This is a genomic window from Pseudoalteromonas sp. bablab_jr010 (assembly GCF_016464105.1).
GTDB classification, from domain to species: Bacteria; Pseudomonadota; Gammaproteobacteria; order Enterobacterales; family Alteromonadaceae; genus Pseudoalteromonas; species Pseudoalteromonas simplex.
In genome coordinates this window covers 1-13,191 of sequence record NZ_JACDWV010000086.1, presented here as the reverse complement: position 1 = coordinate 13,191, position 13,191 = coordinate 1, and the positions used below count along the sequence as shown (strand labels likewise).

At 38.1% G+C, this 13,191-nt stretch carries 12 protein-coding genes and 3 pseudogenes; 13 read left to right on the top strand and 2 right to left on the bottom strand.

What is annotated here, in order from left to right; translation table 11 throughout:
• The first annotated feature begins 5 nt into the window (after positions 1-5).
• Genes JIG37_RS08365 through JIG37_RS08345 form a run of 5 tightly spaced genes read left to right on the top strand, consistent with a single transcriptional unit; the run spans position 6 to position 2,188 of the window.
• Complete coding sequence (locus JIG37_RS08365; protein WP_055022013.1) at positions 6-341, top strand: DUF2933 domain-containing protein; 336 nt, start codon at positions 6-8, stop codon at positions 339-341.
• A complete protein-coding gene (locus tag JIG37_RS08360; protein WP_016708241.1) occupies positions 334-999 on the top strand; it encodes an isoprenylcysteine carboxylmethyltransferase family protein in 666 nt (221 codons plus the stop codon). Before JIG37_RS08365 ends, JIG37_RS08360 begins: the two co-directional genes overlap by 8 nt.
• Complete coding sequence (locus tag JIG37_RS08355) at positions 983-1,405, top strand: hypothetical protein (protein WP_055022014.1); 423 nt, start codon at positions 983-985, stop codon at positions 1,403-1,405. Before JIG37_RS08360 ends, JIG37_RS08355 begins: the two co-directional genes overlap by 17 nt.
• 10 nt (positions 1,406-1,415) lie before the next feature.
• Complete coding sequence (locus JIG37_RS08350; protein ID WP_019677951.1) at positions 1,416-1,787, top strand: hypothetical protein; 372 nt, start codon at positions 1,416-1,418, stop codon at positions 1,785-1,787.
• Between the two features lie 50 nt (positions 1,788-1,837).
• A complete protein-coding gene (locus tag JIG37_RS08345; RefSeq protein WP_004589646.1) occupies positions 1,838-2,188 on the top strand; it encodes a hypothetical protein in 351 nt (116 codons plus the stop codon).
• A gap of 216 nt (positions 2,189-2,404) precedes the next feature.
• Here the strand turns inward: JIG37_RS08345 and JIG37_RS08340 are convergent.
• Positions 2,405-2,836: pseudogene (locus JIG37_RS08340) on the bottom strand (MauE/DoxX family redox-associated membrane protein); the annotation flags it as partial.
• Positions 2,837-2,994: 158 nt separating this feature from the next.
• On the opposite strand from JIG37_RS08340, the pseudogene JIG37_RS08335 reads away from it, so the two are divergent.
• The 8 genes and pseudogenes from JIG37_RS08335 to JIG37_RS08300 form a co-directional block, all read left to right on the top strand.
• Positions 2,995-3,981: pseudogene (locus JIG37_RS08335) on the top strand (IS256 family transposase).
• A gap of 98 nt (positions 3,982-4,079) precedes the next feature.
• Positions 4,080-5,242, top strand: a protein-coding gene (locus JIG37_RS08330) for an IS3 family transposase (protein WP_199529176.1) whose coding sequence is annotated in 2 segments (ribosomal slippage) — positions 4,080-4,335 and positions 4,335-5,242 — 1,164 coding nt in all. Because the reading frame shifts where the segments join, the coding sequence is not laid out codon by codon here.
• A 476-nt stretch (positions 5,243-5,718) separates the two neighbouring features.
• Positions 5,719-6,219 (top strand): signal peptidase I, encoded by a 501-nt coding sequence (lepB, locus tag JIG37_RS08325; RefSeq protein ID WP_199529175.1) that lies wholly within the window; start codon positions 5,719-5,721, stop codon positions 6,217-6,219.
• Positions 6,206-7,384 (top strand): TrbC family F-type conjugative pilus assembly protein, encoded by a 1,179-nt coding sequence (locus JIG37_RS08320; protein WP_171039774.1) that lies wholly within the window; start codon positions 6,206-6,208, stop codon positions 7,382-7,384. Before lepB ends, JIG37_RS08320 begins: the two co-directional genes overlap by 14 nt.
• Positions 7,381-7,530, top strand: a complete 150-nt coding sequence (locus tag JIG37_RS08315; protein ID WP_199529174.1) for a hypothetical protein — start codon at positions 7,381-7,383, stop codon at positions 7,528-7,530. Before JIG37_RS08320 ends, JIG37_RS08315 begins: the two co-directional genes overlap by 4 nt.
• Positions 7,530-8,573 carry a TraU family protein gene (locus JIG37_RS08310; RefSeq protein ID WP_199529173.1) on the top strand — a complete coding sequence of 348 codons (1,044 nt, stop codon included), beginning with the start codon at positions 7,530-7,532 and terminating at the stop codon, positions 8,571-8,573. Before JIG37_RS08315 ends, JIG37_RS08310 begins: the two co-directional genes overlap by 1 nt.
• A gap of 356 nt (positions 8,574-8,929) precedes the next feature.
• Positions 8,930-9,493: a hypothetical protein gene (locus tag JIG37_RS08305; RefSeq protein WP_199529172.1), complete on the top strand. Its 564-nt coding sequence runs from the start codon at positions 8,930-8,932 to the stop codon at positions 9,491-9,493.
• Between the two features lie 155 nt (positions 9,494-9,648).
• Positions 9,649-10,131: pseudogene (locus JIG37_RS08300) on the top strand (GGDEF domain-containing protein); the annotation flags it as partial.
• Positions 10,132-10,173: 42 nt separating this feature from the next.
• Here the strand turns inward: JIG37_RS08300 and JIG37_RS08295 are convergent.
• Positions 10,174-12,000 (bottom strand): diguanylate cyclase, encoded by a 1,827-nt coding sequence (locus JIG37_RS08295; protein ID WP_036973798.1) that lies wholly within the window; start codon positions 11,998-12,000, stop codon positions 10,174-10,176.
• Positions 12,001-13,191: the final 1,191 nt, after the last annotated feature.

Genomic DNA, 13,191 nt, shown 5'->3' with positions numbered 1-13,191 from the left:
GCAATATGAAAAATCAACACCCTAATTTTTGGTCAACACCTACAGGCTGGGCTGCACTGGCACTTATTGCCGCAGTGACCTACTTCTTAGTGCTTGAGCATGGTCAACATACGCTGCAATTTCTTCCCTACTTGATTTTATTGCTATGCCCCTTGATGCACGTATTTATGCATGGCAATCATGGTAAACATGGTCACGATCATTCACATGCGCCTGATGAAAAAAAGGAAGAGAGCTTTCAAGAACTCACGGATAAAAATGCAGCCTATCGCGATGGCTACATACAAGGGTTAGAAAAGGCACGTAAGGAATCACATAAAAAGGAGAGCAGTGATGAATGAAACATATGATTATGGCTTATGGTCAATGGTGATACTGAACTCAGCAATTTTTATCTTTTTTGCCTTTAGTTTTGTCAAACCAAAAACATCAACTGATTGGAGAAGTCTAAGCGCGTTCTCTGCCTTTATTGTTGCCCTATTTACTGAAATGTATGGCTTTCCTTTAACTATCTATTTTCTGTCGGGGTGGCTGACGGAGACCTATCCAGAAGTAAATTTCTTTGCGCATGAAAATGGGCATTTATTACATACTTTCTTTGGATTTCAAGGTGATGCCCATTGGGACCCATTTCATATAGTGAGTATGGTGTTTATTGTTGCAGGTTTCTTTATGTTGTCTTCAGCATGGAATGTATTGCATCACGCGCAAAAACATCATCAATTGGCTACAACTGGATGGTATGCAAGGTGTCGCCACCCACAGTATGTAGCTTTCATTCTAATCATGTTCGGCTTTTTATTGCAGTGGCCGACAATCCCAACACTTGCGATGTTTCCGATCTTAGTCGTTGTTTACGTCAAGCTAGCGAAACGCGAAGAAGCACAGGCGATTGCTGAATTTGGTTCGGAGTACCACAGGTATATGGAATCGACACCAAGTTGGATCCCAAGTTTTAATAAAAGTGTAGAAGGTAAAAATCATGAAAACGTTAACTAAATCAATTTTATTTATTGGTTCACTACTGATAACCACTAGCTCATTTGCCCAAAACAATGAGCATAAACATGAAGGTGCGAACAAAGCTGGTATGCATCAAGGCATGACAATACCACATGAGAACATGGGAGAAATGCATAAAAAGATGATGGAAATGAAAAAGGAAGTCCATGCCATTAAAACTGAAAAAGATCCTGACAGGCAACAGCAGATGATGGTTGAACATCACCGTTCAATGATGAAGATGATGCAATCCATGCACAAAAACATGGAAGAAATGCCAATGCATCAACAAATCAAGATGACTGAACATCATTTAGAAATGATGGAGAACATGATGCCGCAGATGAACCGGAAAATGGAAGAAATGAAAGATAGCAATCAACAGCATTCACACAAACATTAGGAGAAAAATTATGAGCGATTTAGATCATAGAGTTGGCGTTAGAGAGCAAAATTTAGTTGTTCGAAATCTAAAGCTTAGCAATGTCACAGAAGAAAGCTGTGACGAGTTAGTAAAAGAAATAGATCAGCTTTTTGGTATAGATGAAGTTAGTTACAACATCAAAGAAGGTGAAATACACCTTGCCTATGATGCCGCAAACGTAAGCCTTGATGGGATTGAGGAGGTAATCCGTAAGTATGGCGCAGATGTTCATGATGATTGGTGGACACATACTAAAGAAAGTTACTATAAATTTGTTGATCAGAACATCAAAGATAACTCTGTTCATAAGCCTTGGAGTTGTCATCAAGCACCTTCGGGGGCTGGCCGGAAAAACAAATGAATTCATAAAAAAGTGTATAGATAATTAGTTAGTCAAATGAGGTAACAGTGATGAAAACACCCTATATAAAAGCTCTTTTATTGCTTACATTCGGTTTATATTTAGTGGGTTGTTCCAATACCACTTTTTATCATAAATACATGATGAGAGGTCAGGTAGTAGAAAGTTCTGATAATCGAACTCTAATCTGTATTGGTGCTAAGCATGGTGCAGAGGTTGGGCAAAAATACAGTGTTATTAGATTCCATGAAAGAATAGTATTGAGTGAAGGTGAAGATCCCTACACTATCGAAAAGGTAGGAACGGTACAAATTACTAAAATTGTGAATGATCATTTCGCAACTGTAAAGCTAGTGTCTGGTGACATTGCAGCGAAAGATATGGTGGAACTTGAAAACTAATAAAGTGGTGGCGAAAGCCACCACAAGAGCATAACAATAAAACTTAATGAAAAAGCTTTAGTGTTATTTTGTACAACCTCTGAGATTGTTTGCTCAGTTCTGGTTATCTTGATGCCAGTACGACAGAAAAAATGTTACATATGGATTAGAAAGGTGTGGGCAGGCATCCTAGGTCTAATCTTAACAGTTAAGGGGCCGCCGAATAGAGCTATACCTTTACATCAGCAGCATAATCAATGCTCCCGCGATCATAAATAAGTTTTCAGATAGCGATACAAATCCAAGTGGCACACTGCTATCGCCGCCTACACAGGCACACTTTAACTGGCGTTTGTCAATGTAAACGGCTTTGAAAACTGAAATTGCTCCAACTGTGCCGATAAACAATGAAAATGGTGCCACTGCGAGAGGCTGTAGTTGGGCAACCATACCAATACCTGCATATGCTTCAATGAAGGGATAAATATAACCATATCTTATCCATCTCATCGTTAGTAAATCATAAGTAATAAACGAATTTGTGAAACTGTATAGGTCTTTCAGTTTTTGCACCGCTAAGAGCGTCATTGAAAAAGCTATAAATAGCATCAGTGTTCTGATGGAGATAAATGAGTCGGAAACAAAATGTTGAAATGCGACAGCAAGAAGGAGACTGTAACTAATTTTGTGTAATTGCCTATCTCAAATTACCCTTTGGATGGGTTAAGGATAGGCAGATGAACATGAATAAGAAAGAACTTGAAGTTTTCGCAAGAGAAGCCGCCAAAGGGATTAAATCCTCTTAGGACCTAAACGAATTTAGCCAGATGCTCAAGAAAATCACCGTTGAAGCGGCACTAAATGCAGAGATGGATGAGCATCTAGGTTATGAGAAGCACCATAAATCAACTTCTACAAACAGTCGCAACGGTAAAAGTACTAAACGAGTTAAAACTGAAGATGGTGAATTTGAACTCGACACTCCTCGTGACCGTGAAGGCTCCTTTGAGCCAAAGTTGGTCAAAAAGAACCAAACCCGCTTTACGTCCATGGACGATAAAATCCTCTGGCTTTACGCGCAGTGTATGAGTACCCGTGAAATCGTCAGTGCATTGGATAAATGGTATGGTGCTGAGATATCGCCTACGTTGGTGTCTCGTGTCACGAACGCGGTTATTGAGCAGGTAATTGAATGGCAATCTCGCCCTTTAGACGCTGTTTACCCTATTGTTTACCTAGACTGTATCGTCGTTAAAGTTCGCCAAGATAAACGGGTTATCAACAAGTCCATTTTTCTTGCATTAGGAATAAATACCGAAGGCCATAAAGAGTTGATGGGAATGTGGATTGCCGAGAATGAAGGTGCCAAATTCTGGTTAAATGTGCTGACCGAACTTCAACAGCGTGGTGTAGAAGACATCCTCATAGCGTGTGTTGATGGCCTAAAAGGCTTTTCAACACATTATTTCCTCAAACCAACATTCAACTGTGTATTGTGCATATGGTGCGAAATTCATTGAAGCATGTTTCATGGAAAGACTACAAGGCCGTTACAGCAGACCTCAAGCGCGTTTACCGCTTAGCCACAGAAGATGAAGCCTTACTTGAATTAGAGCGCTTTGGTGATGCCTGGGATAGCCAGTATCCGCAGACTACAAAATCATGGCGCAATCATTGGCAAAATCTAAATACGCTTTTTAATTATCCTGAGGATATTCTAAAGGCAATCTACACAACCAATGCGATAGAGTCGCTTAACAGTGTGATTAGGAAAGCGATTAAGAAGCGAAAAGTCTTCCCGAGTGATGACTTAGCAAGAAAGATGGTTTACCTTGCAATTCAAGATGTTGTGCTTCAATGAAACCGGACACTAATTTAGGTGGTATTATTACCACTCAAACAGAGGTGTTCTATGACAAAACAACGTCGCTCTTTTTCTCAAGAGTTTAAGCTTAGTTCAGCAAAATTAGTTCTTGATGATGGATACTCATTTCCAGAAGCTGCTCGTTCACTAGAAGTCGGTGAAACAGCCCTTCGGCGTTGGGTTAAGCAATTACAAGAAGAGCGTGGTGGCACAACACCAAATTCTAAAGCGCTTACTCCTGAGCAGCTTAGAATTCAGGAGCTTGAAGCTAAAGTTAATCGGCTTGAAAGAGAAAAAACAATTTTAAAAAAGGCTACCGCTCTCTTAATGTCAGACGAGATAAACAATATTCGTTGATAGACCAATTAAGTGAGCATGAGTCAGTGGAAATGGTCTGTAGCGTATTAAATGTTCCGCGTTCGAGTTATTACGATTTTAAGCAGCGTGTGACATCAATTAAACTTGAAGAGGTGCAGCTTAGATCTACGATTAACGAGTTATTTTCACTCAGTCGTGGAGCTGCTGGTAGCCGCATGTTGGCGGTGATGCTAAAAGACGCTGATTTAACTGTAGGCGTTTTTAAGGTACGCCGTATCATGCGTGATATGGGGTTGGTCTGTAAACAACCTGGGCCTCATTCATATAAATTAGCGACGGCGGAGCGACCAGATATTCCAAACAAACTTAATCGTGAGTTTAAAGTAAATAGCGCAAATCAAGTTTGGTGTGGGGATATCACCTATATTTGGACGGGTAAAAAATGGTCTTATCTGGCTGTTATTATCGATTTATTTGCTCGCCGTGTGGTTGGTTGGGCAATGTCTGATAAGCCTGACACTGACTTAGTTATTAAAGCATTAGATAGGGCTTACGAACAACGAGGCAAACCATCTGGAGTGATGTTTCATTCAGATCAAGGCAGTCAGTACAACGCAAGAAGGTTTCAACAAAGACTGTGGCGTTACCGAATAGAGCAAAGTATGAGTCGCCGGGGGAATTGTTGGGACAATGCGCCAATGGAGCGTCTATTTAGAAGTTTAAAAACAGAATGGGTTCCCTCATTAGGTTATAGTAATTATCAAGAAGCTGAAAAAGACATTAGTAATTATTTGATGAATTATTATAACTGGTGCAGGCCACATAGCCATAATCAAATGGTTGCCCCTGCTATAGCAGAAGAAAAACTTAATTCACTGTCCGGAATTAGTTGACCACAACAAGATGCCAGTAAAAAATGGACAATGCCCATTCAAAACTGGCGTCAGGCGATGAGTCGATTTATCCTCGAATTCGAGGAACCCCTCGAAAGACATATAAACTAAGTGGCAGCTACACAGAATCTGTTACGGGGTCAAGACATTGGCGAAATTTGCCTTAGTTAACAATCTAATTAAATAATTCAAAGCTCAACTTCATTATGCTCAACTCTCTAAAATTGATTAGATATTAAAACTTTACCAAACAAGTGCATTAAGACAGGAAATGTCTAAGTTAAAAAAAAGGTAGCCTCAACCAAAGGCTACCTTTTTTTATACTAGAGTTCTTTGGAGGAGACTTTAGTATGTTGTTAATGTACCACAAATATTCTCTTAACCCCCCAAAAAAAGTTCAATACGAAAGAAAATCTCAGAATTACTCAAAAATCCCACTGTAGAATTTATTTACGTTCTCACAAAAACAGTTAGCTATGAATAGCATAAAGTTAAAAAGCACAATCATAGTCTGCCTTACACTACTAGGCTTATATGGGTTAGCGGAATTATTTTTTGCTCGCTTCACATTTTCTTTTCCTACCTTTCAAGATCAGTGTTTGTATGCTCGCATGTTCATAGTCGACAAGCGTGATAAGGATATTAAAAGGGGTGATTTAGTTGCATTCAAATTTAACAAGGAAGATAAAAATTTTGATAAAGGGCTGAGCTTCATAAAAATTGCAGCCGGTGTTCCAGGAGATGAAATCAAATATTCGCCAAATGAAATGTATGTAAATCGAGTCGAATCTGAAATTGCTGGAATGACGCATGCCATTAATTTCTTACAGTTAAACCCAAAAGAGTATGAGCGACAAATCACCTTGAATGAAAATGAATTCTTTATGGTTGGTGAGACTATTTATAGCTATGACAGCAGGTTTTGGGGGCCAATAAATGAAGAGGACATTTTGGGAAAAGCATATGCAATTTTTTAAGTCGATAGTCTTTCTTTGTGCGTTTTCAGTTTCGGTAAGTGCCAATCAAAAAAACGAATATGATGTTTCTAGTTTTCAAGACGCTGCGAATAAGGCTGTCGAGAAAGCCAAAGAAAATGGGTGGTTAAAAGATATAGATAAGCCAACAATTCAAGAGAAAGATATAGCTTTAGCCAAGTCAATTGCAGATCAGGCTGTTGTTATTTCCAGTGAAACAATGAAGAGAGCGCTTCCACAACAACAAAATAAGATTGATTTATTAGAAGGTACAGATGGCGCTATTTTCGTAAGTTTCTCAATGCCCAGAAGAGCACTTATTGATGCCTTCCAAGTGGCCAAAGAGCATAACTTAACAATTTTATTTAGAGGGCTAGAAAAAGGGGCTACACACATATCATCGACGATGAAGCTTATTCAGAAATTAAGTGCCATATCAAAAGTAGAGCCAAATGTAGGAATAAACCCACTAAGATTTAAAGAGTTTAATGTAACCGGTGTACCAACTATCGTCATAAGAAATGGTAATAAGCATCTTATTGCTCCGGGCACATTGAATGCGCAATATGCAAAAGAGCAATTTGACCAAAAACAAGGCGATTTCAAGTTAGAGCCATTAGGCCAATTATTCAATATTGACGAACCTGACATCATAGAGCAAATGAAAGCTGCAGCAGGCAAGATTGATTGGGCTGAGAAGCAACGTTTAGCAAAAGAAAGGTTCTGGAAGAAATATAAAACTTACCCTCTCCCCACGTCAGATGAATCTAAGCAGTGGCTAATAGATACGACTGTTCGCGTAACTCAAGATATCAAAAATGGCCGTGGAGAAATATTGGCCCGAGCTGGCGACATAACAAACCCTTTAAAACAATACCCTATGCATTTAACCATTTTTGTAATTGATCCCTATGTGAAGTCACAGGTTGATTGGGTTAAGGAAGAATTAAAATCGATATCAGGACAGTTTCAGATTCATCTAACCCATATGGATAAAGACAAAGGGTGGGATGACCTTAGTAAGTTTCGAAATGAGTTTGGGGCACCAGTTTTCATTTTGCCTAAACAAGTTATTGAGAAATTTAAAGTGGAAGCTACACCAAGCAAAATCGAAACACAAAGCAATGGCTATTTACTGGTACGTCAATTCGATTGGAGTGAAAAATGAAATTAATTTTAGTTGGGTTAGGCGTTTTGGGTGGGGTCTATTTAAGTTACGAGTACCCCACTGTAGCAAAGCAAATCTGGGATACCGTTTGGCATTACTTTCTAATCGCATTTAATTGGTTAGAGTCAAAAGTGGTTCAATTGTAATGCGCTTTACATTGATTTTCCTTATTTTCTTAGCAGCTTTATTTTCAACGCAAACAAAAGCCGAAGGTAACGCATGCAATAACGCGAATGTATTTAGCAATATAATAAATGAAGTTTGTTGGTCGTGCTTCTTACCAGTGCGATTGATGGGAGTTGGTCCAAAACCAAACGGGGCTGCACCTGACCAATCGATTTGTGCTTGTAATGATGCTCTTGGAATCCCGGAGTTTGGCTATCAACTGGGGTTTTGGCAGCCGTCTAGATTAGTCGAGCATGTGAGAGTTCCATGGTGTGCACCCGCATTAGGGGGAGTTAGGCTTCAGGATGATCTATTTTCATTGTCGACTGGAGTGGATGTTAAAAGTTCCGGTGGTGCAGACTTGGCAACGTACCAATACCATTACTATTCATACCCATTATTTGCGATGTTGGAAATTTTGTATTTGCCTAAATGTGGTGGTGAATATACAGATTTTGATTTGATGTACCTTAGCGAGATTGATCCAACTTGGAACAATGATTTGCTCTCAATTTTACTATCCCCAGAAGCATTTATATTTGCAAATCCAATTGCAAAAGCGTGGTGTACTGCGGATTGTGCCGCAATTACAGCAGGAGATGTTCAAGAATCTACATATGGTTGTGCTGGCTGCGACGGAAGTCTCTATCCATTTACTGGAAATGTTTATCATGGTGAGTCTGGGCCGCGTGTAACTTCTCTTTTGACACAACGTGTACTTGCGAGTTTGCACCGAAAGGGGTTGGCTAGAAAAACAATCGGAGAGGATGCAATGTGTAAACCCGAGTTTTGGCCAATGATCCCCAAATCCCAGTATAAGCTTTCGATGCTTCATCCCGTAGCTGAAGCTGATATAAACTCCCCCAATGGTAAGTGCTGTCACCCATTGGGGGAGTCTGAACATAAATGGTCTACAGCGGCAGGTGGTAGAACCATCCCAGGTCTTGAAGACTACCTATATTTACTGTGGCGGTTTAATGACTGTTGCGTAATTAGTTCTGGTATTAATGTGCCTTCAAAATAGTGAGTAATTGTACTTTCTGTTCCAAAACTGGAATGGTTTCTGAGAAGAATGGAATAGAAAGTCTTTTATGACAAGGCTTTTAGCGCGGAGGGGAATATCGATATTTTTGATTTTCTGATAAGTGTTATTCAGCCATAAATGCTCTTTGAACAAGATATTACTCCACGTATTGTCAGTTATGAATAAAAAAACACTATATACGCGACTTTCCTTCTTCATAGTATAAAAATGAATCAATTAGTGACATTGCGCATTAGGGGGGGTTGCAATAAGATCTGTAAGTAGATGGAAATATTGCGTAAATGTAAAAACTAGTGCTATTCTAGTTTCGCTATTCAAGGAAGGAGTTTGTCCTCGTGTTGTCATTCCAAACCCTCGCAATGTTGTTCCTACTGGCTATTTCTAACTTAAGTATTTGGCTTGCAGATGGTTTCATTACATTTATTGCATTTACCGATAATGTCGCAAGTATGACTTTTTCACAGCTACTCAATGCAATGACAGAGCTTAATTTGTTTGTGATTTTAGCATTACCTGAATACTGGCATGCGAATTCCCATCATTCATTTTTGGAAGCTCCAGCATTTTGGTTTGAGCCTGCAACAAGTATTGCTGCGTTCATCACGTTTGGCTTGTTATTGCTATTTTCAAGTATTGTTCATTCGTTAATAGGTTACACAATTGCAGCTATCATGCTTGTACTTGGGATTGGCTATATGTTAGTCAGCTGGGGTATTTTAGTGGATGTAACAGAGCCACAGCAGGTTGGCTCATTTTTAAGCATCGGTGTACAGGGCTTGTTAGTTCATTCGATATTTTGTTTTGGATCTTTGCTATTTATAATAATAAAAAATGCGTACTACAAAATATACTCTATTAATAATATTAAGCTTGCTCAGTCATTTTTGCATTGCAGGTGATGTAAGTTGGCAAAAACAAGCAATAGAGCAAACAAGGCTCAATGTTATTTTTTTGTTAATATTGCTATTTTTGCCGTTGTACAGGAATTAACATTATGGCAATTAGTAAAAAATAACGAGCCAATCAACATCATTATTAACAAAGTGAGTTAGACACCTTAACACAATTATTGAATCGTCATGGTTTCCATCAAAGTGTTAACAAGCTTGATGATAAATCTGGGTTTTTATTAATCGCAGATATAAATAACTTTAAATCTATTAATGATCGTTTTGGGCATAATATTGGTGATAAGGTTTTGCATCGCGTAGCACAAACATTAAAAGAACAAGTTCGTGGTAGTGATATTGTAGCTCGTTATGTGGGGGAGAAATTTGTGATATTTTTCCCTTCACAAGATAGTGACCAACTAAAGTTGATCTCCCACAGATTAATTTGTTCTGTAAGCGCACTCGATTTTTCAGATTTAAACGAAAATCTAACGCAAGTTACTATAAGTGTAGGCCTTGATAAAGGTAGTGTTGAGGCTAATCATTTTGAGCTGTTGTATGAAAAAGCAGATACACTCTTGTACAAAGCTAAAAGCTCAGGTAAAAATCAATTTATTATGGGGCACCTTGAACGTGTGACTGTTTAAATTAGCTTAGATCAATATTCACATGTCTAGCTTAAGCAAAAGTTAAACTACCACACTATTTTTGCCATTTTGCTTGGCTTTGTATAAGTTCAGATCAACACGTTTTGCTGCCTGTTCAGCAGTCTCATGCGGGGTTATTTCAATAACACCAATGCTTACGGTTGAATTAATACCCAAAGAAGTATGTTGTTTTTCTGCTATTGAATGCCTAATTCGCCCCGCAATGTCTTTTGCATTTTCGAGAGTTTGGTTTTCAAGCACAATCAAAAACTCTTCACCACCGACTCGTCCCACCATACCTGAACAGCGAACTGTGCTTACAATGGTATTTACGACAGAAATGATAAGCTCATCGCCAATATCATGGCCGTATTGATCATTTACAGCTTTAAAATGGTCAATATCAATAGAAATCAGTGAACTTACTTGCTTATTGTGTAAGTTTTTTTGCATGACACTTCGCTTCAAATTAATGATAGCTCTGCGATTTGCTATGCCTGTAAGTTCGTCTTTTAAGGCGAGTACTTCAAAATACTTTTTTTGGCGGACTTGTTTAAAGCTGTAAATGGCAAATAGGATTAAACATACGCTGGCAATAATGAGTGTTAAGCGCTGCCAAAAGGCTTTATCTTCAGCCACTGTTAGTAACTCTTTTTGCAGAGCTGAAGCTTGTTCTAGACGAGTTATTTCACGCTTCTGTTGTTCAAAGTTAAAGTTTAGACGTGCTGATATAAGGGCGTTATTGGCTATGTCTGTTTGCTTTTGTTTTATTATTATTATTAGTTGTTGTTGAGCATTTATGTGTAATAAGGAATCATTTGTAGCTTCAGCAATTAATGAGGCAAAGCTTAAATACCTTTCTTTAAAACTGACCGGCCATGAGTTTTGCTTAGTTTGTAACTTGTTAAATAAAGTGAGAGCTGCGTTTAGATTATTGCTTTTTAAGTGCCATTGGGCTTGTGTCATAGTTAGTAGTGTTGTGATCCAGCTATCATCTATCTTAAGTTTATCAACAGCGGTTAAATATGACTTTGCAGCATTGAGCTGGTTTAGTTCGGTGTACAACTCAGCTAATTTTATCAATACATAAGCATAACCGTTATCGCTTTCGTAAGACCTTACATCTTTTTTGATTGACTGATACAACTCTATAGCTTTAGGGAGATTTCCGCTTTTTTCATGGGCAAAAGCGATCTGATCGATTACTTTGTAATGTTCTTGTTTATTAAATTTGGCTAATTCGGTTGCAGAGCGTTGCAGTTGTTCAATTGCTAGATCAAAGTTGTAAAGAGCAATATGAATATCTGCTATTTCTTTTAGGGCAAGAGCTTGTTCATAGCTATTTCCTGATTTTTCAAATAGCTGATAGGCTTTTTGCGCTGCATGGAATGCATCTTCATAGTTTCCTTGGGCTAAGTAAATACGATTGAGTACTGTACTAGCGTTAGCAATGCCGTTTAGCTCTTCAGGGTTTTGCGTGTTTGCAGAGTTTTGAGTTATAGGGGTTAAAAGTATTGTGGCTAATTGGTAATTGCCTTGGTTGTACTCTTGGAAAGCTTCACAGACTGTGAGGTTTTGTTTTAATATTTCGCTACCTGAGTTATGAATTATTGACTTTGCATTATTTAAAAAGTCATTGTAATGGAGTAGCCCATTAGATGTAGTGACATCAGAAAACCAACACTTAAACGCCATTACTCGCGCATCATCAAGCACATTTTTATATGGCATTCCTTGTTCTAACTTTTCTAAAATAGCTCTCGACTCAGAGAAGGTGGTATAGCCATAAAGAACCTTATCTATTTCATTTTTTACTTCATTGGCGGTTAAATTGGCAGAAAAAAGAACAAAGCATAAAACCCTTAACATTTAAACTGTTACTCCATCAACTACTATTCCGTTACTAAAATTTAGTTATTATTTTTAATTGAGGTTAACATAAAAGTTGTTCAATAATAACAATTACGAGAAGCTTAAAACTCGAAAGGTTTTGGTTTTCTGCTGCCTTTTAGATTCCATCAAAGATTTGCTTAATTTCAGCGACTTTTCGTAATAAAACACAAATTCCAATGTTTTATCAGAAACTTTAATAACTCTCTATCAGAAACTGATACACAATTTTATCGTCTGTAGTATAGCTAAATTCCAGCCTTGGATCAGAAAGAACAATGGTTTTAGCTTAGCTAATTTTTTGGAAGCTGCGCGACCTCTAGATACTCCGGCTGTTGAAAGTGTTGAAAGTGTTGTAAGGGTAGCTCCTTTTATATAAGCTCATATTGCGTTCGTTAGCTTTACATATTTAGGGACTCATTTGGGAAAATTTGTTTTTAGCAAAAAATTACTAGGTAATTGAGCGATACCCCCTAGATTTATCTAATTTTAATATTAAATTAAGCTTATACTTGTTTCGGTTTTTTTTACTCCACCTATAAAAAGTTAATATTAAAAACATGGAGTTATTGAAACAACAGTGTGAAGTGAATCACTTATGGGCGCCACCTTAATGTCGAATAAGGGGGGCTCATAAAGTTTCGAAAAATTTTTAAGTATGGAAGTTTGACAATAATAAGCACAGCCTCTATATTTAAAGTGTATTTCATAAATTATTGAGCCAGCAATTTCCTAATTGATTATCAATACCCAAGCATACAAACTCACCTTCATCCCTAAGTTTGTATGCTTTTTTCTTTTGTATCCTAGTTTAGCCAGAATGACGCTGGATTTGCTTTTTGTGCTTCTATACTTTGCTGGTTTGGTATTCTATAACAGAGGTTTAGCTATTAGGTGACATTATGTTCTTGTCGAGCATTTTCTATTGCTAAAGACTCCCTATATTCAGCAGTTTCTGCTGTCAGTTTCCAATGAACATCAGGTAAATCCTGTTGCTCAACTACTTGTCTAACCTCTGCTATAGAGGTTTTGAACATTAGGCTTGCGCAATCTCACCCTTTCAAGGGCGAGTCAAGCAAGAGGTAACTAGTCTTTTTTCTGACTTAAAGCGCGTGAAGTTTTTACGGCTCTTTCACTTGGCGGTGTGTTTTGATTTTCAATGTACTGCTT

Bases quoted from the DNA above. Each gene is read 5' to 3' on its own strand.
- JIG37_RS08315 (WP_199529174.1), top strand. From the start codon at position 7,381: ATGAAATTAATTTTAGTTGGGTTAGGCGTTTTGGGTGGGGTCTATTTA.
- JIG37_RS08365 (WP_055022013.1), top strand. From the start codon at position 6: ATGAAAAATCAACACCCTAATTTTTGGTCAACACCTACAGGCTGGGCT.
- JIG37_RS08350 (WP_019677951.1), top strand. From the start codon at position 1,416: ATGAGCGATTTAGATCATAGAGTTGGCGTTAGAGAGCAAAATTTAGTT.
- lepB (WP_199529175.1), top strand. From the start codon at position 5,719: ATGAATAGCATAAAGTTAAAAAGCACAATCATAGTCTGCCTTACACTA.
- JIG37_RS08295 (WP_036973798.1), bottom strand. From the start codon at position 12,000: ATGTTAAGGGTTTTATGCTTTGTTCTTTTTTCTGCCAATTTAACCGCC.
- JIG37_RS08320 (WP_171039774.1), top strand. From the start codon at position 6,206: ATGCAATTTTTTAAGTCGATAGTCTTTCTTTGTGCGTTTTCAGTTTCG.
- JIG37_RS08345 (WP_004589646.1), top strand. From the start codon at position 1,838: ATGAAAACACCCTATATAAAAGCTCTTTTATTGCTTACATTCGGTTTA.
- JIG37_RS08355 (WP_055022014.1), top strand. From the start codon at position 983: ATGAAAACGTTAACTAAATCAATTTTATTTATTGGTTCACTACTGATA.
- JIG37_RS08310 (WP_199529173.1), top strand. From the start codon at position 7,530: ATGCGCTTTACATTGATTTTCCTTATTTTCTTAGCAGCTTTATTTTCA.
- JIG37_RS08360 (WP_016708241.1), top strand. From the start codon at position 334: ATGAATGAAACATATGATTATGGCTTATGGTCAATGGTGATACTGAAC.